Here is a 23,686-nt window from a genome sequence, read left to right on the forward strand (position 1 = left end):
ACGACGGTTGGGTAACAGGTGGTCAGGTCCGGAGTCGGGTGTCGGAGGCGAGGGGGAATGTGGTCGGTATGAGCTACCGGATTCCGCAGCAGCCCACCTCTCTCGAAGAGCTCGCCCGGCGCCAGCAGAATGTGGTGACGGCCAGTCAATTGCGCACCCGGGGCGTGCCGGCCCGCCTGGTGAGCGAACACTGCCGGCAGGGCGGTCCGTGGCAGCGGCTGCTGCCGCGGGTGTACCTGCTGCAGGAGGGTCCGCCGACCCCGGAGCAACGGATGTGGGCGGCGCTGCTGTACGCGGCGCAGAACGGCCGGGCCGAGGGCGGCCGGGAGCGCGCGGTGATCACCGGGGCGGCGGCGCTGGCGCTGTACGGGTTCGTGTCGACGCCGCGGCTGCCCGCGGTGCTCGGGGTGGAGGTGCTGGTGCCCCGGCAGCGCCGGCTGCGGGACGCCGGGCAGGTCCGGATCCGGCGCACCGAACGGGAGTTGGAGGCGCGCGAGGTGCACGGGCTGGCCTGCGCGCCGGTCGCCCGGGCGGTGGCGGACGCGATCCGCGAGTGGTCCGAGGAGGGTGCGTTCGAGGGCGGCCGGGTCGGCCCGGGGGTGCTGCGGGCGGTGCTGCGCGAGGCGGTGGAGCGGGAGGGCGGCAGCGCGGCCGGACTGCTGGCCGAGCTGACCGAGGCGGGGCTGCCGGCGGAGCCGCGGGTGCGCGCGGCGGTGGACGAACTGCTGGCCGCGCAACGGGAGTCGGCGCTGGCCGCGCTGGTGGAGCTGGCCGTCGGGCGGGGCCTGCCGCTGCCGCTGCCGGGCCCCGAGCTGCGGATGCGCGGCGGGACGTACGTCGCGGTGCCGGACCTGTTCTGGCCGGAGGCGGCGGTGGCCGTGGAGGTGGACTCCGAGGTGCGCTGCGTCAGCGAGGGCGAGGCTGCCTGGGTGCGGGCCGGGCAGCACCGGATGGAGTACCTGGGCGTGCGGGTGGTGTACGTCGGCTCGGCCCGGCTCGCCGCCGAACGGGACGCGGTCGGCGACGAGTTGGCCGAGGCCTACCGGATCGGCGGCGAGGACGTGGTGGCGCTGGTGGTCACCGAGCGCTGAACGGAGGCAACGTGACGCTCTGTCAGGAACGGACCACCGGGGTGCCGTTCAACTCGACGCCCGCGGCGCGCAGTTCGTCCAGCGCCGCGCTGGTGGTGGCGGGCGCGACACCGGCCGTCAGGTCGAGCAGGACGCGGGTGGCGAAGCCCTCCCGGGCGGCGTCCAGGGCGGTGGCGCGGACGCAGTGGTCGGTGGCGATGCCGACCACGTCGACGTCGGTGACGCCGCGTTCGTTCAGCCACTCGGCGAGGGTGCCGCCGTGCTCGTCGAGGCCCTCGAAGCCGCTGTAGGCGGCGGCGAACGCGCCCTTGGAGAACACCGCCTCGATCGCGCCGGAGGTCACCGAGGGCGCGAAGTTGGGGTGGAAGCCCACGCCTTCGGTGCCGGCCACGCAGTGCGCGGGCCAGGAGCGGACGTAGTCGGGTTCGGCGGCGAAGTGCGCGCCGGGCTCGATGTGGTGGTCGCGGGTGGCGACGATGTGGGCGTAGCCGGGGGCGGAGTCGGCGATCAGGTCGGTGATCGCGGCCGCGACCTCGGCCCCGCCGGCGACGGGAAGGCTGCCGCCTTCGCAGAAGTCGTTCTGCACGTCGACGACGATCAGGGCCCGGTGCATGGCTGGTCTTCTCTCGTTGGGTGGTGCGGTCCGGAGCCGGGGGGTCTCGGCCGCGCGGGTGAGCGGGGGAGGGACGGTGGGGCGGTTGGCACTCTAGGGAGTGCCGGGCGGCGGCGGAAGGGCTCAGCCGGTGTGCCGCTCGGTGCCGATCACCGGCTCGCCGCGGGACAGCTGGGTGGCGGACAGCGGCAGCGCGGCGCGGGCGCGGCGGTGGCGCTCGCGGGCGGCGTCCAGCGATTCGCGGCCGACCACCTCACCGGCGGTGATCAGCGGGACGTGCAGCAGGTGCGGTTCCAGTTCGGCGGGCACCGGGCCGGTGCCGACCACCTCGGCCTCGGCGACGCCGTCGGCGTCGGGGCGGCGGGCGGCCCACTTGCGGCCGCCGATGCTGGTCTTGCCGCCGGCCGAGCGCTTGGCGACCGGGACGAGTTCGCCGCCGGCGGCGGATTCGCGGGCGACCAGCTTGTAGACCATCGCGCAGGTCGGGTGGCCGCTGCCGGTGACCAGGCTGGTGCCGACGCCGTAGCCGTTCACGGGGGCGGCGGCCAGCGCGGCGATGGCGTACTCGTCGAGGTCGGAGGTGACGATGATCTTCGTGCCGGTGGCGCCGAGCTCGTCGAGCTGACGGCGGACCCGGTGGGCGAGCAGGGTCAGGTCGCCGGAGTCGATCCGGACGGCGCCCAGGTCGGGGCCGGCCACCTCGACGGCGGTGCGGACCGCCTCGGCGAGGTCGTAGGTGTCGACCAGCAGCGTGGTGGCGCGGCCCATCGACTCGATCTGCGCGGTGAAGGCGTCCTTCTCGCTGTCGTGCAACAGGGTGAAGGCGTGGGCGGCGGTGCCGGTGGTCGGGATGCCGTAGGTGAAGCCGGCCTCCAGGTCGGAGGTGGCGGAGAAGCCCGCCAGGTAGGCGGCCCGGGCGGCGGCGACGGCGGCCTGCTCGTGGGCGCGCCGGGCGCCCATCTCGATCACCGGGCGGTCCCCGGCGGCGGCGGTCATCCGGGACGCCGCGGCGGCGATCGCCGAGTCGTGGTTGAGGATCGACAGGATCACCGTCTCCAGGATCACCGCCTCGGCGAAGCTGCCCTCGACGGTCAGCAGCGGCGAGCCGGGGAAGTACACCTCGCCCTCGGGGTAGCCGTGGATGTCACCGGTGAAGCGGTAGTCGGCGAGGTAGCGCAGCGTGTCCTCGTCCACCACCCGCTGGTCGGCGAGCCAGTCGAGCTGCGGCGTGGTGAACCGGAAGCTCTCCACGGCGTCCAGCACCCGGCCGGTGCCGGCCAGCACGCCGTAGCGGCGGCCGTTCGGCAGGCGGCGGGTGAACACCTCGAAGACCGAGCGGCGGTGCGCGGCGCCGCTGCGCAGGGCGGCCTGCAGCATGGTCAGCTCGTAGCGGTCGGTGAGCAGCGCGGAGCTGCGCTGCGCGGTGATGGCGTCCATGGGAATGATGCTACTACCACTTAGCGTCAGAGTGACGATTTCCCCTCCGGGTCACGTGTCGGGCGACCCTGATTCGCTCCGGAGTCCCTCGGATGGAAGCATGGGCGGAGGGGAAAGATCGAGGTCGACGAGGAGAGACGGACTGTGAGTGTCGCGCCGGTGGAGATCGAGCGCCCGGAAGTGGAGGGGGTTCCGGTCACGGAGCCGGACACTCCCTGGGTGACCATCGTCCACAACGACCCGGTCAACCTGATGACCTACGTGCAGTACGTCTTCCAGAGCTACTTCGGCTACCCGAAGGACAAGGCGCGCCAGTTGATGATGGACGTGCACACCAAGGGGCGGGCGGTGGTCTCCAGCGGCACCCGCGAGGAGATGGAGCGCGACGTGCAGGCGATGCACGGCTACGGCCTGTGGGCCACCCTGCAGCACGACTGACGGCCCGTCACCCACCGATCCACGAGGGACTGATCCGAAACACATGGCCGGTTTGTTCGAGAGCGCCGCGAGCGGCGGCGCGGCGATCCCGCTGGACGAGTTCGAGGCCTCCATCCTGCGCTCGCTGGAAGTGCAGATGCTGGAGCTGATCGGACCGCCGCCCGGCGGGGAGCACGAGGACCCGCTGGCGGCGCTGTTCGCCGAGGGTCCCAGCGAGGCGCCCGAGGACCCGGCGCTGCTGCGGCTGTTCCCCGACGCGTACGGCGGCCCGGGCGCGCCGAAGGACCCGCAGGCCGCCGAGATGGCCTCCGAGTTCCGTCGCTACACCGAGCTGGACCTGCGGGCCCGCAAGCGCGAGGACGCCCTCGCGGTGGTGCGGGCGCTGGACGGCCTCGGCGGCGAGGGCGGCGTGGTCGCGGTCGGCGCGGGGGACTGCCCCCGCTGGCTGGGCGCGCTCAACGACCTGCGGCTGACCCTGGGCTCCCGGCTGGAGGTCAGCGAGGAGGACGACGACGGCCTCTACGACCTGCCGGAGAGCGACCCGCGCAAGCCGCTGGTGATCGCCTACCTGTGGCTGGGTGCGATGCAGGAGAGCCTGCTGGAGGCGATGGCGGGCTGAGCCGCTCGGCCGCCCGATTCGTTCATATGGTCGGATTGCCCCACTGACGCCCGTACTCGGGCGGTTGTGGGGCTTTTCGCGTGATTGACTCGACCTCCCGAGGGAGCGGGGGCGCACCGGCCGGCCGGTCGGCGCGGACCGGGAGGCGAGGCGGGCAGATGGCACACGAGGCGAACGAGGAGACCGACTCCGTCCCCGACGAGGAGGGCTACGAGCGGGGTCTCGGCAGCCGGCAGATCCAGATGATCGCGATCGGCGGCGCGATCGGCACCGGCCTGTTCCTCGGCGCGGGCACCGCCATCTCCAAGGCCGGCCCGAGCCTGCTGCTCGACTACGCGGTGGCCGGCCTGGTGATCTTCGTGATCATGCGGGCGCTCGGCGAACTGCTCACCTACCGCCCGGTGTCGGGCAGCTTCGCCGAGTACGCCCGGGAGTTCCTCGGCCCGTTCGCCGGCTTCGTCACCGGCTGGACGTACTGGCTGTTCTGGGTGGTCACCGGCATGGCCGAGACCACCGCCGCCGCCGTCTACGTGCGGTTCTGGGAGCCGGGCGTCCCGCAGTGGGGGACGGCGCTGGTGTTCCTGGTGCTGCTGTACGCCGCCAACCTGATCTCGGTGAAGCTGTTCGGCGAGATCGAGTTCTGGTTCTCCATGGTCAAGGTCACCGCGATCGTCGGCATGATCCTGATCGGCATCGGCGTGCTGGTCTTCGGCTTCTCCGCCGCCGGCGACACCGCCTCGATCACCCACCTGTGGAACGACGGAGGCTTCTTCCCCAAGGGCTTCGGCGCCACCGTGATGTCCCTCCAGATCGTCATGTTCGCCTACCTGGGCGTGGAGTTGGTCGGCGTCACCGCGGGCGAGAGCGAGAACCCGGAGAAGACCCTGCCGCGGGCGATCAACACCCTGCCGGTGCGGATCGCGCTGTTCTACGTCGGCGCCCTGCTGATCATCCTGTCGCTGGTGCCGTGGTCCGAGTTCGAGCCCGGCGTCAGCCCGTTCGTCGCCGCTTTCGGCAAGGTCGGCATCCCCGCAGCGGCTGGCATCATCAACTTCGTGGTGCTCACCGCGGCACTGTCCTCGTGCAACTCCGGGATGTACTCCACCGGCCGGATGCTGCGCGACCTGGCGCTGCGCCGGCTCGCCCCCGGCCGGCTCACCCGGCTGACCGCCAGCCGCACCCCCGCCGCCGCGATCACCGTCTCCTGCCTGCTGATGGGCGCCGGCGTGGTGCTCAACTACCTCGTCCCGGAGCGGGCGTTCGAGTACATCACCTCGGTCGCCACCGTCTGCGGACTGTGGACCTGGGGGGTCATCCTGGCCAGCCAGCTGCGCTACCACGCCGCCTGGAAGGCCGGCCGGCTGCCCGCGCCGACCTTCCGCGCGCCCGGCGGCAGTTGGACCCGCTGGCTGGCGCTGGCCTTCCTGGTGCTGGTCCTGGTGCTGATCGCGTTCGACCCGACCGCCCGGATCTCGCTGTACGTCTTCCCGGTCTGGGCGCTGGTGCTGATCGTCGGCTACCGGATGATCGGCCGCCGCGACCCGGGCGCCGTGCACGGCGATCCGCACTCCCACCTGCACGCCGGAAGCGGCGATTGACCGCTCGCTTATCCTGGCCCGCATGCTGACCATCACCCGAGAACTGCGCGACCGCATGGTCGCCCACGCCCGCGCCGATCACCCGGACGAGGCGTGCGGCGTGATCGCCGGACCGGCCGGCACCGGCCGGCCCGAGCGGTTCATTCCGATGCTCAACGCGGCCCGCTCGCCCACCTTCTACGAGTTCGACTCCGGTGACCTGCTGAAGCTCTACCGTGAGATGGACGACCTGGACGAGGAGCCGGTGGTGATCTACCACTCGCACACCGCCACCGAGGCCTACCCGTCCCGCACCGACGTGAGCTACGCGTCCGAACCGTTCGCCCACTACGTGCTCGTCTCCACCGCCGAGGGCACCGGCGAGGACGATCCCTACCAGTTCCGGTCGTTCCGCATCGTGGACGGCATGATCACGGAGGAAGACGTCCAGGTGGTCGAGGCCTACCAGCTCTGAACCCCACTGCCCCCCGACGGGCCCGTTTCTGCTGCGCAGCGCGTGGTGGGCGGGCCCGTTTCTCATTGGCCGGGACGGGGTCGACCGGATGCTGAGACCACCATGTCAAAAAGGGGCCGGGAATCTATACGATGAGTCCATGCGTTCCGTCGATGTGAGCATTCAGGCCCCAGGCACCCGCCTCGTGGCACGCCTGCACGTCGACCTGTGCCGACTCGCCAGCGCGATCTGTCCCGGCACTGCCGCGCACTGACCGGCAGAGCCCTGACGGCAAGCCCTCTCCACCCTCCTGCTCCGGCCGCCCCGGGGCCCTTCCCCCCTGCCGCGCCCCGTCGGCCCGGCAACCCGAAACCACTTCACAGGAGCGCAGCCATGGCCATCGAGGTCCGCATCCCGACCATCCTCCGCACCTACACCGACGGCGCCAAGGCCGTCGACGGCAACGGCGCCAACCTCGGGGAGCTGTTCACCGACCTCGACGTCCGCCACCCCGGCATCGCCGCCCGCCTGCTGGACGGCGGGGAGCTGCGCCGCTTCGTCAACGTCTACCTGAACGACGAGGACGTCCGCTTCCTGGACGGCGTGGCCACCGAGCTGGCCGACGGCGACAGCGTCACCATCCTGCCCGCCGTGGCCGGCGGTATGAAGTAGGGGACAACGACGGCCAGGGGCGGCGTCGCGTGCCGACAGCCGTCGCCCGGCCGCACGTCCCTCGTCGCGCGCAGCGCCGCTGCCCACTCCTCCCCGGCCTGGCGGCCGGGAGGTGCCCGCACCCGATGCACGCCCGGGCCCGGCTCTCGCCCCGCTCCTTCTTCCACCCCTGACCGTCGGAGGCCCCATGCGTTACGACAGCCCGATCGAGGCCGTCGGCAACACCCCGCTGGTGCGGCTGCCGCGGCTGTCCGCCGCCGTGCCCGGCAATGACGACGGCCTGGTCACGCTGTGGGCCAAGCTGGAGGACCGCAACCCCACCGGTTCGATCAAGGACCGCCCGGCGCTGCACATGATCGAGCGCGCCGAGGCCGACGGGCGGCTCACCCCGGGCTGCACCGTCCTGGAGCCGACCAGCGGCAACACCGGCATCTCGCTCGCCATGGCGGCCAAGCTCAAGGGCTACCGGATGGTCTGCGTGATGCCGGAGAACACCAGCGAGGAACGCCGCGAACTGCTGCGGATGTGGGGCGCGGAGATCATCCCCTCGCCGGCCGCCGGCGGCTCCAACACCGCGGTGCGGATGGCCAAGGAGATCGCCGCCGAGCACCCCGACTGGGTGATGCTCTACCAGTACGGCAACCCGGACAACGCCGGTGCGCACTACCACGGCACCGGCCCGGAGATCCTCGCCGACCTGCCCACCGTCACCCACTTCGTGGCGGGCCTGGGCACCACCGGCACCCTGATGGGCGTCGGCCGGTACCTGCGCGAGAAGGTCCCGGGCGTGCAGATCGTCGCCGCCGAGCCGCGGTACGACGACCTGGTGTACGGCCTGCGCAACCTCGACGAGGGCTTCGTCCCCGAGCTGTACGACGCCGAGGTGCTGACCACCCGGTTCTCGGTCGGCTCCGCCGACGCGGTCGCCCGGACCCGTGAACTGCTCCAGCAGGAAGGCATCTTCGCGGGCGTCTCCACCGGTGCGATCCTGCACGCCGCGATCGGGGTGGCCCGCAAGGCGGCCCGGTCGGGCGAGCGGGCGGACGTGGTCTTCGTGGTCGCCGACGGCGGCTGGAAGTACCTGTCCACCGGCATCTACACCGCCGAGTCCACCGAGGCGGCGGTCGAGGCACTGCAGGGCCAGCTCTGGGCCTGACGAAACGTCAAACCGACGGCGCGGCACCCCTTTTCGGGGGCCGCGCCGTCGGCGTTCGTGCGGTGGGACGGTCGGATCATCGGCCTGCTGTGACATCCCGGTCTTTGTCCGTTCCCGGTGACCGCTCTGTCACGGAACCGCCACCGCCGCCTGTCGTGCACCCGCCGGGCGCACCCGCCCCCGAGGCTGACGGCGCACCGCTTGGTTCACCGTCACCGTGGAGGTGGGCACCCATGCCCGGCCGGAAGCTCTGGTCCTACGTCGAGATCGCCCGTCACATCGGCGTGCAGGCCGAGACCGTCCGCCACTACAAGCGCCACGGCCTGCTCCCGCACCCCGACCGGCTGGACCCCGAAGGCCGTCCCCGCTGGTACCCGCAGACCATCCGGCATTGGGCCAGGGCCCGCCCCGGGCGGCGCTGAGACGCCCCGCCCCGTCCTGGTGATTCCGCCCACAGCGCGGCACGGGAGAGGGGGCAAAGTGCCGCCCGGCCCTTACCCTCGACACTCAAAGAACCCGCTCCGCCCCCGGCGGCGCGGGCGGCCGCGGACGATGGCCCGACGGGGCGGGAAGGGCTCGGCATGAAACTGACCGTGGTGGGGTGCTCGGGGAGCTTCCCGTCCGTGGACTCCCCGTGCTCCAGCTACCTGGTGGAGGCCGACGGCTACCGCCTGGTCGTCGACCTCGGCAACGGCGCCCTCGGCAATCTGCAGAAGCACACCGGCCTGTACGAGGTGGACGCGGTGCTGCTCAGCCACCTGCACGCCGACCACTGCATCGACCTGTGCGCCTACTGGGTGGCCCGCAACTACCGGGTCGAGGGCTGCCCCGAGCCGCTGCCCGTCTACGGCCCGACCGGCACCGCGGAACGCCTGGCCCGCGCCTACGACATGCCGGAGAAGCCCGGCATGACCGAGGTCTTCGACTTCCGCGACCTCGCCGACGGCGCCCGCCTGCAACTCGGACCGCTCACCGTCACCGCGGCCCTGGTCAACCACCTGGACTCCGAGGCGTACGGCTTCCGGATCGAGCACGGCGGCCGCAGCGTGGTCTACTCCGGCGACACCGGCATCTGCCCGGACCTGGTCGAACTCGCCCGCGGCACCGACCTGTTCCTGTGCGAGGCGGCCTACACCCACGGCAAGGAGACGTTCGACTCCATCCACCTCAACGGCCGCCAGGCCGGCGAGCACGCCGCCCGGGCCGGCGCCAAACGCCTGGTGCTGACGCACATCCCGCCGTGGACCGACGCCGAACGCAACCGCCGCGACGCCGCCGCCGTCTATCCCGGCCCGGTCGACCTGGCCCGGGCCGGAGCCGCCTACGAACTGTGAGCGGGCGAGCGGTGGACCGGCGTCAGCCAGTGCCGGTACCGGGCGTCCTCGCCGTGCACTGCGGCCCGGTACGCCTGCGCCAACTGCTTCGTCAACTCGCCCTCGTGCGAAGGTAGTTCGCGATTGTCCAGGGAGCCGACCGGGACCACTCCGGCGGCCGTCCCGGAGATGAACACCTCGTCCGCCGCGTACAGGTCCGACCGCAGCAGCGGCTCGATCCGGACCTCCGCCCCCAGGTCGCGGGCCAGCGTCAGCAGGGTGTCCTGGGTGATCCCCTCCAACGCCCCCGCGCTGGCCGGAGTCGTCCGCAGCACGCCGTCGCGCACCACGAACACGTTCTCCGAACTGCACTCGCTGACCGTCCCGTCCGGGGCCAGCAGCAGCGCCTCGTCGAAACCGGCGTCGGTCGCCTCCCGGCGGGCCAGCGCCGAGTTCAGGTACGGGCCGGTCGCCTTCGCCGCCGGGGGAACGGAGTTGGGGTCGGTGCGCCGCCAACTGCTGGTCATCAGTCGCAGCCCGCGCCCCTCCGGCAGGTAGGCCGGCCACTCCCAGGACGCGATCGACACGCTGGTGGGGGAGTGGCGCATGTCCAGCCCCATCGAGCCGTACCCCAGGAACGCCAAGTGCCGCAGGTAGCACTCCCGGTGGCCGTTCGCCGCCACCAGCGCCACCGTCGCCTCCGCCAACTCCTCTGCCGAGTACGGCAGTTCCATCCGCAGCATGCGGGCGCTGCGGTCCAGTCGGGCCAAGTGCTCGGGCAGCCGGAACACCGCCGGCCCGTCGGCCGTCGCGAACACCCGGGTGCCCTCCAGCACCCCGGTGCCGTAGTGCAGCGCATGGCTGAGCACATGGACGCGGGCCTCGTGCCAGGGCACCAGCGCGCCGTCGAACCAGATCGCGGAAGACTCGGGAATCGCCATGGCGCCATCCTGGCCAGCCCGAACGCCCCTGCGAAGGCCTCCGGGCCCGCCGGATCGGGCCATGGCCGCGACCGGCGCAGTCGTCTCGGATGGTGGAACTGCGGCGTCCGCCCACCGGTCGCGGGCCTAGGCTCCGGGAGGGTGGAGACCAGCACCGCCCTGTACGCCCGCCTGCTCGCCGACCCCGGCTGTCCACTGGACCGGCTGCGCGAGGAACTCGGCTGCGGGGAGGGCGAGTTCGCCCGGGCGCTGGACGGCCTGCACGCCCTCGGACTGCTGGAGGCGACCACCGCCACCGCGAGCGGCATGGCCGCCGTCTCCGTCGACACCGCCGTCCGCCACCTGCTCGCCGACTCCGACCACCGCCTCACCGCGCTGCTCGGCGAGGCCCGCCGCACCCACGAGCGGGTCGAGCACCTGCACCGCCACTACCTGCCGCTGCGCACCGCCGCCGCCCACGAACTGGTCCGCGGCCCCGACCGGATCGCCGCCCTGCTGGAGGACGCCGCCCGGGCCGCCCGCACCGAGGCGCTGTCGCTGCGCCCCGGCCAGGACCAGTCCGAGACCGGCCTCGCCGAGAAGCTCGCCCGCGAACGGATCGCCCTCGCCCACCGGGTGGCGCTGCGCACCATCTACCCCGCCGCCGCACTCCGGCAGCCGGCCGTGCTCGCCCACGTCCAGGCGCTCACCGCCGCGGGCGCGAGCATCCGGGTCGCGCACACGCTGCCGCTCTGGCTGATCGTGGTCGACTCCCACCTCGCCGTCCTGCCCGCGCCCGGCGAGCCGCCCGGCACCGCGGCGGTGGTGGTGCGCGATCCGGCGGTGGTGTCGGTGGTCCGTGAGCTCTTCGAGCACTTCTGGGCGGCGAGTTGGGTTCCGCCCGCACTACTGGGCCGTGCGGCGCCCGACGACCGGCACCGGGAGGTGCTGCGGCTGCTGGCGGCGGGGCTCACGGATCAGGCGATCGGGCGGAAGCTGGAGATCTCCGATCGGACGGTGCGGAGGCTGGTCGCGGACCTGACGGCGGCGCTGGGGGCGCAGTCGCGGTTCCAGGCGGGGGTGCACGCTTCGAGGCTGGGATGGATCTGAGAGGCGCCTCCGAGGTGGATCTGAGGGGCGCCGCCGCGTGCGACCGGCCGGCGGGGCGCCTCCGGGGGTCACTCCTCGAAGTCTTCTTCCTCGCGGCCCGGGGTCTTCAGGTCGAAGCGGAGGATGACGAAGCGGAAGGCCGTGTAGTAGACCACCGCGATCACCAGTCCTATCGGGATGATCAGCCAAGGTCTGGTGGCGTAGCCCCAGTTGAGGACGTAGTCGATGACGCCGGCGGAGAAGGTGAAGCCGTGGTGGACGCCGAGGGCCCAGGTGACGGCCATGGAGAGGCCGGTGAGGAGGGCGTGGGCGGCGTAGAGGGCGGGGGCGATGAAGACGAAGGCGAACTCGATGGGCTCGGTGATGCCGGTGACGAAGGAGGTGAGGGCGAGCGAGATCATCATGCCGAGGACGGCGCGGCGGCGTTCGGGGCGGGCGCAGTGGGCGATGGCGAGGGCGGCGGCGGGCAGGCCGAACATCATGACGGGGAAGAAGCCGGACATGAACTGGCCCGCGCTGGGGTCGAGTTGGAAGAAGCGGGTCTGGTCGCCGTGGACGGTGTGGCCGTCGGCGGTGTAGCTGCCGGCCTGCTGCCAGAAGAAGGTGTTGGCGATCTGGTGCAGGCCGAACGGCAGCAGGGCCCGGTTGACCAGGCCGAAGACGCCGGAGCCGAGCGCGCCGAGGCCGATCACCCAGTTGCTGAAGTCGTCGACGAGGGCGCCGATCGGTCCCCAGCACAGGCCGAAGAAGACGCCGAGTCCGGTGCCGACGAAGGCCATCACGATGGGGACCAGCCGGCGGCCGTTGAAGAAGCCGAGCCAGTCGACCAGCCGGGTGCGGTGCAGGCGCTGCCACAGGAGGGCGGAGAGCAGGCCGACGACCACTCCGCCGAGGACGCCGGGGTCCTGGTAGGTGGCCGCGACGTCCTTGCCGGGCAGCACCTGGTAGTCGGTCTTGGGGAAGGCGGTGAGCACCTGGTGGTAGGTCAGGAAGCCGACCAGGGCAGCGAGTGCGGTGGAGCCGTCGGACTTCTTGGCACAGCCGATGGCGATGCCGACGCAGAACAGCAGCGGCATCCAGTCGAACACGGCGTGGCCGGACGCGGCGAAGACCTCGGCGACCTTGGTCCAGCCGAGGCCCTTGGGGCCGAAGACGTCGTCCTGGCCGAGGCGCAGCAGGATGCCGGCGGCGGGGAGGACGGCGATCGGGAGCTGGAGGCTGCGGCCGATCTTCTGCAGGGCGGGGAAGGCCCGGGTGCGCAGGCCCCGTCCCGCCGGTGCCGCCTGCGAGTTCGGTGCGGTCGTGCTCATAGCGGGCGGTTCCTCACGGCAGCGCGATCCTGGTCTAGACCACTGGTGGCCCGGTCCCGTTTCTAGCACGCGCCGAACAGGCTCCGGAAGCCTCCGAAGGTCGCCTCCGGCGGGCGGAGCGGAAACCCCGGATCGGCCGACGCCCCGTCGGGCGCCGGACAACACCGCGCCCCCGGACGGGAATTGTCTCCCACCGGGGGCGTTCGGGGCGAATTCGTCAGGCCTTGGTGGGGTCCTCGATCTCGCCCTCGTCCTCGCGTCCTGGTGTCTTCAGGTCGAATTTGACGATCACGAATCTGAAGACCGCGTAGTAGACCGCTGCGAAGCACAGGCCGATCGGGATGATCAGCCAGGGTTTGGTGGCCAGGTTCCAGTTGATCACGTAGTCGATCAGGCCGGCCGAGAAACTGAAGCCGTCGTGGACGCCGAGTCCCCAGGTGACGGCCATCGAGGCGCCGGTGAGCAGGGCGTGGATGCCGTACAGCAGCGGGGCCACGTAGGCGAAGGAGTACTCGATGGGCTCGGTGACGCCGGTGACGAAGGAGGTCAGCGCGACCGAGGTCATCAGACCGTAGATCTCCTTGCGGCGGTGCGGCTTGGCGGAGGCGGCGATGGCCATCGCGGCGGCGGGCAGCGCGAACATCATGATCGGGAAGAAGCCGGAGAGGAACTGGCCGGCCGTCGGGTCGCCGGCCAGGAAGCGGCCGATGTCGCCGGTGGCGGTCTTTCCGGTGTGCGGGTTGGTGAAGGTGCCGAACTGGAACCAGACGAAGGTGTTCAGCAGCTGGTGCATGCCGACCAGCAGCAGGGCCCGGTTGGCGACGCCGAAGATGCCGGAGCCGCCGGCGCCCAGGTCGGACAGCCACTTGGAGAAGTCGGCCAGCCCGGTGCCGATCGGCTGCCAGATCCACACCATCAGCGAGCCGAACAGCAGGCCGACCAGGGCGGTGATCATCGGGACCAGGCGGCGGCCGTTGAAGAAGCCCAGCCAGTCGACCAGCCTGACCCGGTGGTAGCGCACCCACAGCCAGGCCGAGAACAGGCCCATCAGGATGCCGCCGAGCACGCCGGGGTTCTGGAAGTCCACCTTCACGGCCGTCTTGGCCTCGAAGTCGATGCAGACCGTCTGCTCCAGTACCGAGGGGGCCGGGCAGGCCTTCGGGAAGGCCCGCAGGACGGCGTAGTAGACCAGGAAGCCCGCCACCGCGGCGAGCGCGGTGGAGCCGTCCGCCTTCTTGGCCATGCCGATCGCCACGCCGATGCAGAACAGCAGCGGCAGGCCGAGGGCCGGGTCGAGGAGCGCGCCGCCGGCGGCGGCGATGGCCGTGGCGACCCGGTCCCAGCCGAGGCCGTCCTTGCCGAAGATGTCGTCCTGGCCGAACCGGGTGAGGATGCCGGCGGCAGGCAGCACGGCGACCGGCAGTTGGAGGCTGCGGCCCATCTTCTGCAGGCCGCCGTAGAAGGTGTGCCACCAGGTGCTCTGGTTGGCCGTGGCGCCCGTTGAACTCATTCGTCGGCCTCCGTGCTTCCGTCCGGTCCCGGTCCGTCCGCGGGTGGGCCAGGAACACCGGTGGACCGTCCGGCGTTGTCGGAGTACACCTACGATTGGTGTAGACCAGTTCTGGGCCAGGGGCGGTCCGCCGGGTTCGAGTACCCGGTGATCGTCATCCTCGGGCGGCCCCGGAGCGGACCGCGCGCGGAGCTGGTCCGAACGTGGACCAACATGGCATATCGTCCGGAATCGGGTGATGCTGGTCGCGCCGTCGGAAGGCGCGGCAGACTGATCCCGATTCACTTCCGGCCGGTACCACCGCACACGCAGGACGGCACCCGGCGACCGACCGCCGACGCGCCGAGACAGAGGGAGAAAGACCATGGCCAGCAAGGCTGAGAAGATCGTCGCCGGTCTCGGCGGTATCGAGAACATCGACGAGGTCGAGGGGTGCATCACCCGGCTGCGCACCGAGGTCCACGACGCCTCCAAGGTCGACGAGGCGGCCCTCAAGGCGGCCGGCGCCCACGGTGTGGTGAAGATGGGCACGGCCATCCAGGTCGTGATCGGCACCGACGCCGACCCGATCGCCGCCGAGATCGAAGACATGATGTGAGACGGGCCCCCGCCGGCCCCGACGGCCCGCCCCCGGCACGCTGCCGGCGGCGGGCCGTCGCACGTCCGGGGGCGGGTCCGGGGACGGGGGCGGGACGGCGACCCGGACGGGATACGCTCGTTCGCATGTCACGCATCGACGGCCGCACCCCCGACCAGCTCCGCCCCGTCACCATCGAACGGGGCTGGAGCAAGCACGCCGAAGGATCCGTCCTGGTCTCCTACGGCGACACCAAGGTGCTGTGCACCGCCAGCGTCACCGAGGGCGTCCCGCGCTGGCGCAAGGGCAGCGGCGAGGGCTGGGTCACCGCCGAGTACGCCATGCTGCCGCGCGCCACCAACACCCGCGGCGACCGCGAGTCGGTGCGCGGCAAGATCGGCGGCCGCACCCACGAGATCAGCCGGCTGATCGGCCGCTCGCTGCGCGCCGTGGTCGACCACCGGGCGCTCGCCGAGAACACCATCGTGCTGGACTGCGACGTGCTCCAGGCCGACGGCGGCACCCGCACCGCGGCGATCACCGGCGCGTACGTGGCGCTGGTCGACGCGGTCTCCTGGGCCCGCGAGAAGAAGCTGCTGCGCGCCAAGGGCCAGCCGATCACCGGCGGGGTCAGCGCGGTCAGCGTCGGCATCATCGACGGCGTCCCGATGCTCGACCTCCGCTACGAGGAGGACGTGCGGGCGGAGACCGACATGAACATCGTCTGCACCTCCGACGGCCGCTTCGTCGAGGTCCAGGGCACCGCCGAGGGCGCGCCGTTCGACCGCGACCTGCTCAACCAGCTGCTCGACCTGGGCAGCCTGGGCTGCGCCGAGCTGGACGAGATCCAGCGCAAGGCCCTGGAGCTGTAACCCGTCCCGGGAACCGCGGTGGGCTGAACGGCCGTCAGAAGCGGAGGGCCGGCCCGCGTGTGCTGTACAGGCACGCGGGCAGACCCTTAACGTTCGCTGTGAGCCCGCACACCCTCCTGGAGGACTCGCCGATGCAGCAGCCGCTCAGCATCAACCGCACCACCGCGCTCGCCGTCGCCGCGATGGTGCTGATCCTGCCGCTGAGCGCGGTCAGCTGTTCCGCCGCGGAGAAGGCGGTGAGCTGCGCCAACACCGCGGTCCAGCTCTCCACCGACGTGGCGCAGCTCGGCAGCGCCTACAACAACGCCGACAAGGACCCGGTCGCCGCCGGCAAGGCCGTGCAGAAGATCAAGGGCGACCTGGACAAGATCGGCCGCAACTCCAGCGACGCCGACCTGGCCAAGGCCGTCGGCGACCTGCAGACCCAGGTCGACAAGGTGCAGAAGGCCGTCGACAACAACGAGACGCCCGACCTCGGGCCGCTCGGGGACGCCGCCGGGCGGGTCAGCAAGGTGTGCACGGGCTGAGCACTGCGGGTGGTTAGGCTTGCGGCATGACCAAGCGACTCGTTCTCGCCACCCGTAACCAGCACAAGGTCGCCGAGCTGCGCGACATCCTCGGCGCGGCCGGACTGGACGTCGAACTGGTCGGCGCGGACGCCTTCCCCGAGGTGCCGGACGTTCCGGAGACCGGCGTGACCTTCGCCGAGAACGCCCTGCTGAAGGCGCACGCGCTGGCGCGCGCCACCGGGCTGCCGGCCGTCGCCGACGACTCCGGGCTGTGCGTGGACGTGCTCGGCGGGGCGCCCGGCATCTTCTCCGCCCGCTGGGCCGGCCGGCACGGCGACGACAAGGCCAACCTGGACCTGCTGCTCGCCCAGCTCGGCGACATCGCGGCCGAGCACCGCGCCGCGTCCTTCGCCTGCGCCGCCGCGCTCGCGCTGCCCGACGGCACCGAGCGGGTGGTCGAGGGCCGGCTGCACGGCACGCTGCGCACCGAGCCGGCCGGCAGCGGCGGCTTCGGCTACGACCCGATCCTGCAGCCGCTCGGCGAGAGCCGGACCTGCGCCGAGCTGAGCGCCGAGGAGAAGAACGCGATCAGCCACCGCGGCCAGGCGTTCCGCTCGCTCGCCCCGGTGGTCGCCGAACTGCTCGGCTGAGGCAGCGGGAACAACGCGCGCGAGGCCCGTCCGGAATGCTCCGGGCGGGCCTCGCGCGCATCTGAACTCCGGTGCGGCCTGAGGGACTCGAACCCTCACGAGATTGCTCTCACGGGCACCTAAAACCCGGGCGTCTGCCAATTCCGCCAAGACCGCAGGCAGTGACTTCCCCGTCATGCTACTTGTCCGTCACCTCGGCGTGCACCACCCTTTCGGGCGGCGTTCGGGCCGCGCCGGAGCCGGCTGAGAATTGGTACAGACCTATTGACCAGTGTGGTCCAGACCACGTACGTTCGCGCCGCGTCATTCCTCCCCCACGGCGTCCGGTCCCCCTGCCGGGCGCGAACATTGGAGCGACCCATGCCCGAACGCGCACCCGTCGGCCGCCCCGGCCGACGTCCGTCGAGGACCGGCACCGCGCTGGCGACCGCGACCGCACTGGTGGTCGGAGCCGCCGGACTGGTCACCGTGATCGGCGGCGCCTCCTCGGCCGCCACCGTCAACCTGCTGGCCAACGGCGACTTCGAAACCGGCGCGACGACCGGCTGGAGCTGCTCCGGCGGCCTCGGCTCGACCACCTCCACCGCCCCGCACGGCGGCGGCTACGCGCTGCAGGCGGCGGCCTCCGCGTCCGACACCGCGCAGTGCTCGCAGACCGTCGCGGTCAGCCCGGGCACCACGTACAGCCTGAGCGGCTGGCTGAAGGGCAACTACGCCTACCTGGGCGTCACCGGCACCGGGACCACCGACACCAACTCCTGGGGCTCCAGCACGGATTGGGTGAACCGCAGCACCACCTTCACCACCGGGGCGGCGACCACCTCGGTGACGGTCTACACCCACGGCTGGTACGGTCAGGGCACGTACTACGCGGACGATCTGACCCTCACCGGCCCCGGCGGCCAGGGCTCCACCGGCCCGTCGGCGAGCACGGGTCCGTCCGGCTCGGCGTCGCCCTCGGCCAGTGCGTCCGCCTCGCCGAGCAACAGCGCCTCGCCGTCGGCCAGTTCCTCCGCGACCGGGTCGCCGGGCGGGGACGGGGTGGTGACCACGCCGACCGGGCTGACGGCGAGCGTGGCGAACACCGCGGTGACGCTGAAGTGGAACGCCTCCACCGACAACGCGCAGAACGGCAACAGCGCGGTGTACCGGATCTTCTCCGGCGGCGTGCAGACCGCGACCTCGATGGGCACCTCGGTGACGGTCTCCTCGCTGCTGCCGAACACCGCCTACACCTTCACCGTGCAGGGCTACGACAAGGACGGCCACAGCAGCGGGTACTCGGCGCCGGTCACCGTCACCACCGGGGCGGCCGCCACCGGGCCGCTGAAGTCGGCGTACTTCGCGCAGTGGGGGATCTACGGCAACAAGTACTACCCGTCCACCATGGCGGCCACCGGCGCGGCGAGCGGGCTGAACACCATGACGTACGCGTTCGCCAACATCAACCCGTCCACGCTGAGCTGCTTCGAGACCATCAAGGCCGCGGACACCAACGACAACAACCCGAGCGCCGGCGACGGCGCGGGCGACGCGTTCGCGGACTACCAGAAGGGCTACACCTCGGACATCTCGGTGGACGGCACCACCGACGCCTGGACCCAGCCGCTGAAGGGCAACTTCAACCAGCTGCGGGAGCTGAAGGCGAAGTACCCGAACCTCAAGATCACCATGTCGCTGGGCGGTTGGACCTACTCGAAGTACTTCTCGGACGCGGCGGCCACCGACGCCTCCCGCAAGAAGCTGGTCTCCTCCTGCATCGACATGTTCATCAAGGGCAACCTGCCCTCGATCCAGGGCGACATCACCGGCGGCGCCGCCGCCGCGATGGGCGTCTTCGACGGCATCGACATCGACTGGGAGTACCCGGCCTCCGCGGGCGGCCACACCGGCAACCACTACGCGGCGGCCGACACCGCCAACTTCACCGCCCTGCTGGCCGAGTTCCGCAACCAGCTGGACGCCTACGGGCAGACCGTCGGCAAGAAGTACCTGCTCACCGCCGCGCTGCCGAGCGGCCAGGACAAGATCGCGCTGTTGCAGACCGACCAGATCGGGAAGTACCTGGACTACGGCAACGTGATGTCCTACGACATGCACGGCGCCTGGGAGGCCACCGGTCCGACCAACCTCCAGGACCCGCTGTACGACAGCCCGAACGACCCGAGCAACGTGGTCGCCCCGGGCACCCAGAAGTACACCGTGGACAACGCGGTCAACGCCTACCTGACCGGCGCCCCCGAGTACGGCATCAAGGGCGGGTTCCCGGCGAAGAAGCTGGCGCTGGGCGTGCCGTTCTACTTCCGCGGCTGGACCGGCGTGCAGGCCGGCTCCACCTACGGCCTGTACCGGGCCGCGACCGGCCCGGCGGGCGCCCAGAGCACCAGCCAGACCGCCGGCGTGGCGTTCTGGAAGGAGCTGGCGGCGGCGGGGAAGACCACCGGCTCCACCGTGCACTGGGACCCGACCACCCAGAGCTCGTGGATCTACGACGGCGCCAACCTGTGGACGGGCGACACCCCGCAGGCCATCGCGGCGCGCGGCGCATACGCCACCGGCAAGGGTCTGGGCGGCATCTTCGCCTACTCGCTGGAGGGCGACGACCCGTCCGGAACGCTGGTCAACGCGATGACCGGAAGCATGAAGTAGCGTCAACTCTCCCTGGGGAAGGCCGGATCGTCCGAGTGCGGACGGTTCGGCCTTTCTTGCCAAGTTGGTACAGACCTGTTGACGCGGGTGGTCCAGACCTTTTAAGTTCGGCGGAACTTCCCCCACATGTGCATGCCCTCCCACGGGCGTGCACGCGACACTCTCTCCCGGAGGACCGAGTGTTGATTCGACACACCACGGCGCAGCGCCCCACCGCTGCCGGCCGTCACAAGACCGGCCGCAAGGTGGCGTTCGCCGCCACCGCGGCGGCGGGGCTGGCGGGCCTGCTCATGGGCACGCTCGGCGTCGCGCCGTCCGCAGCCGCCGTCGACAACCAGGCGTGCCGCCCCGACGGCATGTACACCACGCCCGGCGTCGACGTCCCCTACTGCAACGTCTACGACACCAACGGCCGCGAGCAGATGGGCGCCGACCACCAGCGCCGCGTCATCGGCTACTTCACCAGCTGGCGCACCGGCAAGGACGGCACGCCCGCCTACCTGGTGAACAACATCCCGTGGGACAAGGTCACCCACCTCAACTACGCGTTCGCGCACGTCGCCAGTGACAACACCCTCTCGGTGGGCACCGACGGCCCGAACAACGCCTCCACCGGGATGACCTTCCCGGGCGTGGCCGGCGCGGAGATGGACCCGTCGCTCCCGTACAAGGGCCACTTCAACCTGCTGACGAAGTACAAGAAGCAGTACCCGAACGTCAAGACCATGGTCTCGGTGGGCGGTTGGGCCGAGACCGGCGGCTACTTCGACGACTCGGGCAAGCGGGTCAACTCCGGCGGCTTCTACTCGATGACCGTCAACGCGGACGGGTCGGTCAACCAGGCCGGCATCAACACCTTCGCGGACTCCGCCGTCAACTTCGTCAAGAAGTACGGCTTCAACGGCGTCGACCTCGACTACGAGTACCCGACCTCGATGAAGGACGCGGGCAACCCGCTCGACTACTCCATCTCCAACGCCAAGCGCGCGTCCCTGATGAAGGGCTACGCGGCGCTGATGAAGACCATGCGCGAGAAGCTCGACCGGGCCTCCGCCGCCGACGGCAAGTACTACCTGCTGTCGGTCGCCGCCCCGTCCTCGGGCTACCTGCTGCGCGGCATGGAGACCTTCCAGGTCACCCAGTACCTGGACTACGTCAACATCATGTCGTACGACCTGCACGGCGCGTGGAACAAGTACGTCGGCCCGAACGCCGCGCTGTACGACGACGGCAAGGACGCCGAGCTGGCGGCCGCCAACGTGTACGGCACCTCGCAGTACGGCGGGATCGGCTACCTGAACGGCGACTGGGCCGTCCACTACTTCCGCGGCGCGATGCCGGCCGGCCGGATCAACCTCGGCGTGCCGTACTACACCCGCGGCTTCCAGAACGTCCAGGGCGGCACCAACGGCCTGTGGGGCACCGCCTCCACCACCAACTGTCCGGCCGGCTCCGGCCTGACCACCTGTGGTGACGGCGCCGTCGGCATCGACAACATCTGGCACGACCTGGACGACAACGGCAAGGAGTCGCCGGCCGGCTCCAACCCGATGTGGCACGCCAAGAACCTGGAGAACGGCGTCGTGCCGGACTACCTCTCCAAGTACGGCGTCAGCGACACCTCGCTCAAGGGCAGCTACTCCCGCAACTACAGCGCGGCCCTGGCCTCGCCGTGGCTGTGGAACGCCGACAAGAAGGTCTTCCTCTCCACCGAGGACGACCAGTCCATCGGCGCCAAGGCCGACTACGTGGTCAACCAGGGCGTCGGCGGCGCGATGATCTGGGAGCTCGCCGGCGACTACAAGTGGGACGCCACCGCCAACGGCGGCAAGGGCGAGTACGTCCAGGGCAACACCATGACGTCGCTGCTGTACGACAAGTTCAAGTCGGCCTCGGCGTACGGCGCGACCCGCTCCACCATCGCGCTGCCGCAGCAGACCCTGCCGATCGACGTGTCGTTCACCAACTTCGCGCTGGGCGACAACAACTACCCGATCAACCCGAAGATCCACATCGTCAACAACTCGACCGTCACCCTGCCGGGCGGCACCGAGTTCCAGTTCGACTACTCGAACTCCGCGCCCAGCAACGCCGCCGACCAGTCCGGCTTCGGCTCCAAGGTCATCCGGGCCGACCACACCGGCAACAACATCGGCGGCCTGAAGGGCACCTACAACCGCGTCTCGCTGAAGCTGCCGACCTGGCAGTCGCTGGCGCCCGGCGCCTCGGTGGACGTCGCCTTCGTCTACTACCTGCCGGTCTCCACCCCCGCCAACTGGACCGTCAACGTCGGCGGCACCCTGTACGGCATCGCCGGCGACTACACCCGCGGCACCACCGCCGGTACCGGCTCGCCGTCGCCGAGCAGCTCGGCCTCCGCGTCCGCCTCGGCGTCCGCCTCGGCCTCGCCCTCGCAGTCGGCCTCGCCGTCCGCGTCGGCCTCCGCCAGTGCCTCGGCCTCGCAGTCGGCCTCGCCGTCGGCGTCCGCCGGCACCTGCTCGGGCGCGCCGAGCTGGAACGCCGGGACCACCTACGCCACCGTCACCAAGGTGTCGTGGAAGGGCCACTACTACCAGAACAAGTGGTGGACCGCGGGCGAGGACCCGTCGCTGAGCGGCGCCTGGGGCGTCTGGACGGACCTCGGGACCTGCTGATCCCGAGCCCATGAACGGCGGTGGCGGTCGACCCGGTCGGGGGGTCGGCCGCCACCGCTGCCGTGCGGTCGGCTACTGGCCGACCTTCAGGTCCTTCAGCAGCTTCGCGACATGGCCGGTGGCCCGGACGTTGTACAGCGCCCGCTCCACCTTGCCCTGCTCGTCCACGATCACCGTGGAGCGGATCACGCCCTGGTAGGTGCGGCCGTAGTTCATCTTCTCGCCGTACGCGCCGTACGCCTCCAGCGCCCGGTGCTCGGGGTCGGACAGCAGCGTCACCTTCAGGTCCTCCTTCTCGCGGAACTTCCCGAGCTTCTCCGGCTTGTCCGGCGAAATGCCGATCACGTCGTAGCCCGCGCCCGCGAAGACCTCCAGGTTGTCCGTGAAGTCGCAGGCCTGCTTGGTGCAGCCCGGGGTCAGCGCCGCCGGGTAGAAGTAGACGATCACCTTGCGGCCCAGGTGGTCGGCCAGCGACACCTGGTTGCCGTCGGCGTCGGACAGGGTGAAGGCGGGGGCGGTGTCGCCCGCCTGCAGGCGCTCGCTCACGATGGTGCTTCTCTCCTCTGAGCCAGGACGGGGATCTCGTGCTGCCAGCCAACCTACCTCCGTTGGTGGGTGGCGCTGCGCGAGCGCGACGGCGAGCTGACAGACTGTCGGTGCAGAGACGTACCTAGCGGTAACAGAGAAGGGGTGGCCCCAGTGGCAGCGAGCAGCAAGGACACGTCGGCACCGCGCACGACGGCCCAGATCGAGGCGGACATCGCCGGGACCAGGGACAGGCTCGCCGCGACCCTCGACGAGCTCGCCATGCGCGTGCACCCGGCCACCGTCGCCGCCCAGACCAAGGCCAAGTTGCGGGCGGCGGTCGAGCAGAAGGCCGGCAAGGCGTACGTCGCCGCGAGCGGCGCCGTCGAGCAGGTCACGTCGAAGTTCGTCGACGAGGACGGGCGGCCCCGGCCCGAGCGGATCGTGCCGGTCGCGCTGGTCGGCATCGGCGTGGTGCTGCTCGTCGCGTCCGCGAAGCGGCGCCGCAAGGGCTGAGACGGCTCCCGCGGACGGCGGGGTCCCGGGTTTCGGTGCCCGGGACCCCGCCGTTTCCGCGGTCCGGTACGGTCGGAGCGTGAGTGAGAACGACGCGCAGAGCAGACACGACCGGCTCGGGGAGAAGCTTCCGATTCGGATGCTGCACGACCGGGTCCTCGTCAGGACCGAGACCGGGGAGGGCGAACGCCGCTCCACCGGCGGCATCCTGATCCCCGCCACCGCCGAACTGTCCCGCCGCTGCACCTGGGCCGAGGCGGTGGCCGTCGGCCAGAGCGTCCGCTCGGTGGAGCCCGGCGACCGGGTGCTCTACGACCCGGAGGACAAGCTGGAGGTGGAGGTCCGCGGCGCGACGTACATCCTGCTCCGGGAACGCGACCTGCACGCGGTGGCGGCGGGCCGCTTCGGGGATCTTGAGGGGTCGACGGGGCTGTACCTGTAGGGGGACGAAACCAGGGTGCCCCCACGCGCCCCCGGTTGCGCGTCCGCCTGCTGTCGCACAACAAGACAAAGG

Annotated in this window: 25 protein-coding genes and 1 tRNA gene; 19 read left to right on the forward strand and 7 right to left on the reverse strand. The window is 71.3% G+C overall.

Translation table 11 applies throughout. The features are described 5' to 3' along the window. Positions 1-68: 68 nt before the first annotated feature. The gene (locus tag CG736_RS26040) at positions 69-1,091 is read left to right on the forward strand and encodes a hypothetical protein (protein WP_157815745.1); all 1,023 of its coding nucleotides are present in this window, start codon (positions 69-71) and stop codon (positions 1,089-1,091) included. Between the two features lie 22 nt (positions 1,092-1,113). On the opposite strand, the gene CG736_RS26045 is transcribed toward CG736_RS26040, so the two are convergent. Together CG736_RS26045 and CG736_RS26050 are read right to left on the reverse strand one after the other, a co-directional pair. Further along, on the reverse strand, positions 1,114-1,704 hold the full coding sequence (locus tag CG736_RS26045) for an isochorismatase family protein (RefSeq protein ID WP_100588612.1): 591 nt from the start codon (positions 1,702-1,704) through the stop codon (positions 1,114-1,116). A gap of 123 nt (positions 1,705-1,827) precedes the next feature. After that, positions 1,828-3,141 (reverse strand): nicotinate phosphoribosyltransferase, encoded by a 1,314-nt coding sequence (locus tag CG736_RS26050; protein WP_100588613.1) that lies wholly within the window; start codon positions 3,139-3,141, stop codon positions 1,828-1,830. A 144-nt stretch (positions 3,142-3,285) separates the two neighbouring features. Here CG736_RS26050 and clpS point away from each other — a divergent pair, with 144 nt between their 5' ends. From clpS to CG736_RS26090, 9 genes are all read left to right on the forward strand, one after another. Then, the gene (gene clpS / locus CG736_RS26055; protein WP_043914156.1) at positions 3,286-3,579 is read left to right on the forward strand and encodes an ATP-dependent Clp protease adapter ClpS; all 294 of its coding nucleotides are present in this window, start codon (positions 3,286-3,288) and stop codon (positions 3,577-3,579) included. 43 nt (positions 3,580-3,622) lie between these two features. Then, positions 3,623-4,198, forward strand: a complete 576-nt coding sequence (locus tag CG736_RS26060; protein ID WP_043914155.1) for a DUF2017 domain-containing protein — start codon at positions 3,623-3,625, stop codon at positions 4,196-4,198. Positions 4,199-4,356: 158 nt separating this feature from the next. Next, positions 4,357-5,796: an amino acid permease gene (locus CG736_RS26065; protein ID WP_100588614.1), complete on the forward strand. Its 1,440-nt coding sequence runs from the start codon at positions 4,357-4,359 to the stop codon at positions 5,794-5,796. 22 nt (positions 5,797-5,818) lie between these two features. Further along, positions 5,819-6,250, forward strand: coding sequence for a Mov34/MPN/PAD-1 family protein (locus CG736_RS26070; protein ID WP_100588615.1), 432 nt, complete (start codon positions 5,819-5,821; stop codon positions 6,248-6,250). Positions 6,251-6,389: 139 nt separating this feature from the next. Then, positions 6,390-6,503: a putative leader peptide gene (locus tag CG736_RS39030; RefSeq protein ID WP_318264731.1), complete on the forward strand. Its 114-nt coding sequence runs from the start codon at positions 6,390-6,392 to the stop codon at positions 6,501-6,503. Between the two features lie 119 nt (positions 6,504-6,622). Continuing rightward, positions 6,623-6,901 carry a MoaD/ThiS family protein gene (locus CG736_RS26075; protein ID WP_043914151.1) on the forward strand — a complete coding sequence of 93 codons (279 nt, stop codon included), beginning with the start codon at positions 6,623-6,625 and terminating at the stop codon, positions 6,899-6,901. A 187-nt stretch (positions 6,902-7,088) separates the two neighbouring features. Further along, the gene (locus CG736_RS26080) at positions 7,089-8,057 is read left to right on the forward strand and encodes a PLP-dependent cysteine synthase family protein (protein ID WP_043914150.1); all 969 of its coding nucleotides are present in this window, start codon (positions 7,089-7,091) and stop codon (positions 8,055-8,057) included. Positions 8,058-8,290: 233 nt separating this feature from the next. Continuing rightward, complete coding sequence (locus CG736_RS26085; RefSeq protein ID WP_100588616.1) at positions 8,291-8,479, forward strand: MerR family DNA-binding transcriptional regulator; 189 nt, start codon at positions 8,291-8,293, stop codon at positions 8,477-8,479. A gap of 159 nt (positions 8,480-8,638) precedes the next feature. Then, entirely contained in the window at positions 8,639-9,391 is a 753-nt protein-coding gene (locus tag CG736_RS26090; protein ID WP_100588617.1) for an MBL fold metallo-hydrolase, read from the forward strand. On the opposite strand, the gene CG736_RS26095 is transcribed toward CG736_RS26090, so the two are convergent. Continuing rightward, on the reverse strand, positions 9,379-10,311 hold the full coding sequence (locus CG736_RS26095) for a branched-chain amino acid transaminase (RefSeq protein ID WP_100588722.1): 933 nt from the start codon (positions 10,309-10,311) through the stop codon (positions 9,379-9,381). The two genes, CG736_RS26090 and CG736_RS26095, sit on opposite strands and share 13 nt — an antisense overlap. A 141-nt stretch (positions 10,312-10,452) precedes the next feature. Here CG736_RS26095 and CG736_RS26100 point away from each other — a divergent pair, with 141 nt between their 5' ends. Then, positions 10,453-11,400, forward strand: coding sequence for a LuxR C-terminal-related transcriptional regulator (locus CG736_RS26100; protein ID WP_157815746.1), 948 nt, complete (start codon positions 10,453-10,455; stop codon positions 11,398-11,400). Between the two features lie 68 nt (positions 11,401-11,468). Here the strand turns inward: CG736_RS26100 and CG736_RS26105 are convergent, their stop codons facing one another. Both CG736_RS26105 and CG736_RS26110 read right to left on the reverse strand, forming a co-directional pair. Then, entirely contained in the window at positions 11,469-12,710 is a 1,242-nt protein-coding gene (locus CG736_RS26105; protein ID WP_100588619.1) for a PTS transporter subunit EIIC, read from the reverse strand. 217 nt (positions 12,711-12,927) lie between these two features. Continuing rightward, positions 12,928-14,220: a PTS transporter subunit EIIC gene (locus CG736_RS26110; protein WP_100588620.1), complete on the reverse strand. Its 1,293-nt coding sequence runs from the start codon at positions 14,218-14,220 to the stop codon at positions 12,928-12,930. A 364-nt stretch (positions 14,221-14,584) separates the two neighbouring features. Here CG736_RS26110 and CG736_RS26115 point away from each other — a divergent pair, with 364 nt between their 5' ends. From CG736_RS26115 to rdgB, 4 genes are all read left to right on the forward strand, one after another. After that, entirely contained in the window at positions 14,585-14,818 is a 234-nt protein-coding gene (locus tag CG736_RS26115; RefSeq protein ID WP_014135942.1) for a glucose PTS transporter subunit EIIB, read from the forward strand. 125 nt (positions 14,819-14,943) lie between these two features. Next, positions 14,944-15,669: a ribonuclease PH gene (rph, locus tag CG736_RS26120; protein ID WP_100588621.1), complete on the forward strand. Its 726-nt coding sequence runs from the start codon at positions 14,944-14,946 to the stop codon at positions 15,667-15,669. 131 nt (positions 15,670-15,800) lie between these two features. Then, on the forward strand, positions 15,801-16,196 hold the full coding sequence (locus CG736_RS26125) for a hypothetical protein (RefSeq protein WP_189273426.1): 396 nt from the start codon (positions 15,801-15,803) through the stop codon (positions 16,194-16,196). Positions 16,197-16,222: 26 nt separating this feature from the next. Continuing rightward, positions 16,223-16,828 (forward strand): RdgB/HAM1 family non-canonical purine NTP pyrophosphatase, encoded by a 606-nt coding sequence (gene rdgB, locus CG736_RS26130; RefSeq protein ID WP_100588623.1) that lies wholly within the window; start codon positions 16,223-16,225, stop codon positions 16,826-16,828. 72 nt (positions 16,829-16,900) lie between these two features. Here the strand turns inward: rdgB and CG736_RS26135 are convergent. Beyond that, positions 16,901-16,984: transfer RNA gene (locus CG736_RS26135), tRNA-Leu, on the reverse strand. 204 nt (positions 16,985-17,188) lie between these two features. Between CG736_RS26135 and CG736_RS26140 the strand changes: the two genes are divergently transcribed. Both CG736_RS26140 and CG736_RS26145 read left to right on the forward strand, forming a co-directional pair. After that, a complete protein-coding gene (locus tag CG736_RS26140) occupies positions 17,189-19,477 on the forward strand; it encodes a glycosyl hydrolase family 18 protein (protein WP_100588624.1) in 2,289 nt (762 codons plus the stop codon). Positions 19,478-19,767: 290 nt separating this feature from the next. After that, positions 19,768-22,131 (forward strand): chitinase C-terminal domain-containing protein, encoded by a 2,364-nt coding sequence (locus CG736_RS26145; protein WP_232734198.1) that lies wholly within the window; start codon positions 19,768-19,770, stop codon positions 22,129-22,131. Positions 22,132-22,203: 72 nt separating this feature from the next. On the opposite strand, the gene bcp is transcribed toward CG736_RS26145, so the two are convergent. Then, complete coding sequence (bcp, locus tag CG736_RS26150; protein WP_100588625.1) at positions 22,204-22,677, reverse strand: thioredoxin-dependent thiol peroxidase; 474 nt, start codon at positions 22,675-22,677, stop codon at positions 22,204-22,206. Between the two features lie 153 nt (positions 22,678-22,830). On the opposite strand from bcp, the gene CG736_RS26155 reads away from it, so the two are divergent. Next, positions 22,831-23,172: a DUF3618 domain-containing protein gene (locus CG736_RS26155; protein WP_043914136.1), complete on the forward strand. Its 342-nt coding sequence runs from the start codon at positions 22,831-22,833 to the stop codon at positions 23,170-23,172. Between the two features lie 139 nt (positions 23,173-23,311). After that, positions 23,312-23,614: a co-chaperone GroES gene (locus CG736_RS26160; protein ID WP_100588626.1), complete on the forward strand. Its 303-nt coding sequence runs from the start codon at positions 23,312-23,314 to the stop codon at positions 23,612-23,614. The last annotated feature ends 72 nt before the right edge of the window (positions 23,615-23,686 follow it).

This window comes from Kitasatospora sp. CB02891 (assembly GCF_002803145.1).
Lineage (GTDB): Bacteria > Actinomycetota > Actinomycetes > Streptomycetales > Streptomycetaceae > Kitasatospora > Kitasatospora griseola.

Bases quoted from the DNA above. Each gene is read 5' to 3' on its own strand.
- CG736_RS26115 (WP_014135942.1), top strand. From the start codon at position 14,585: ATGGCCAGCAAGGCTGAGAAGATCGTCGCCGGTCTCGGCGGTATCGAG.
- CG736_RS26140 (WP_100588624.1), top strand. From the start codon at position 17,189: ATGCCCGAACGCGCACCCGTCGGCCGCCCCGGCCGACGTCCGTCGAGG.
- CG736_RS26070 (WP_100588615.1), top strand. From the start codon at position 5,819: ATGCTGACCATCACCCGAGAACTGCGCGACCGCATGGTCGCCCACGCC.
- CG736_RS26065 (WP_100588614.1), top strand. From the start codon at position 4,357: ATGGCACACGAGGCGAACGAGGAGACCGACTCCGTCCCCGACGAGGAG.
- CG736_RS26160 (WP_100588626.1), top strand. From the start codon at position 23,312: ATGCTGCACGACCGGGTCCTCGTCAGGACCGAGACCGGGGAGGGCGAA.
- CG736_RS26095 (WP_100588722.1), bottom strand. From the start codon at position 10,311: ATGGCGATTCCCGAGTCTTCCGCGATCTGGTTCGACGGCGCGCTGGTG.
- CG736_RS26090 (WP_100588617.1), top strand. From the start codon at position 8,639: ATGAAACTGACCGTGGTGGGGTGCTCGGGGAGCTTCCCGTCCGTGGAC.
- CG736_RS39030 (WP_318264731.1), top strand. From the start codon at position 6,390: ATGCGTTCCGTCGATGTGAGCATTCAGGCCCCAGGCACCCGCCTCGTG.
- CG736_RS26085 (WP_100588616.1), top strand. From the start codon at position 8,291: ATGCCCGGCCGGAAGCTCTGGTCCTACGTCGAGATCGCCCGTCACATC.
- CG736_RS26050 (WP_100588613.1), bottom strand. From the start codon at position 3,141: ATGGACGCCATCACCGCGCAGCGCAGCTCCGCGCTGCTCACCGACCGC.
- CG736_RS26105 (WP_100588619.1), bottom strand. From the start codon at position 12,710: ATGAGCACGACCGCACCGAACTCGCAGGCGGCACCGGCGGGACGGGGC.
- CG736_RS26040 (WP_157815745.1), top strand. From the start codon at position 69: ATGAGCTACCGGATTCCGCAGCAGCCCACCTCTCTCGAAGAGCTCGCC.
- CG736_RS26080 (WP_043914150.1), top strand. From the start codon at position 7,089: ATGCGTTACGACAGCCCGATCGAGGCCGTCGGCAACACCCCGCTGGTG.
- CG736_RS26125 (WP_189273426.1), top strand. From the start codon at position 15,801: ATGCAGCAGCCGCTCAGCATCAACCGCACCACCGCGCTCGCCGTCGCC.
- CG736_RS26075 (WP_043914151.1), top strand. From the start codon at position 6,623: ATGGCCATCGAGGTCCGCATCCCGACCATCCTCCGCACCTACACCGAC.
- rph (WP_100588621.1), top strand. From the start codon at position 14,944: ATGTCACGCATCGACGGCCGCACCCCCGACCAGCTCCGCCCCGTCACC.
- CG736_RS26045 (WP_100588612.1), bottom strand. From the start codon at position 1,704: ATGCACCGGGCCCTGATCGTCGTCGACGTGCAGAACGACTTCTGCGAA.
- CG736_RS26145 (WP_232734198.1), top strand. From the start codon at position 19,768: ATGGGCACGCTCGGCGTCGCGCCGTCCGCAGCCGCCGTCGACAACCAG.
- CG736_RS26060 (WP_043914155.1), top strand. From the start codon at position 3,623: ATGGCCGGTTTGTTCGAGAGCGCCGCGAGCGGCGGCGCGGCGATCCCG.
- rdgB (WP_100588623.1), top strand. From the start codon at position 16,223: ATGACCAAGCGACTCGTTCTCGCCACCCGTAACCAGCACAAGGTCGCC.
- CG736_RS26110 (WP_100588620.1), bottom strand. From the start codon at position 14,220: ATGAGTTCAACGGGCGCCACGGCCAACCAGAGCACCTGGTGGCACACC.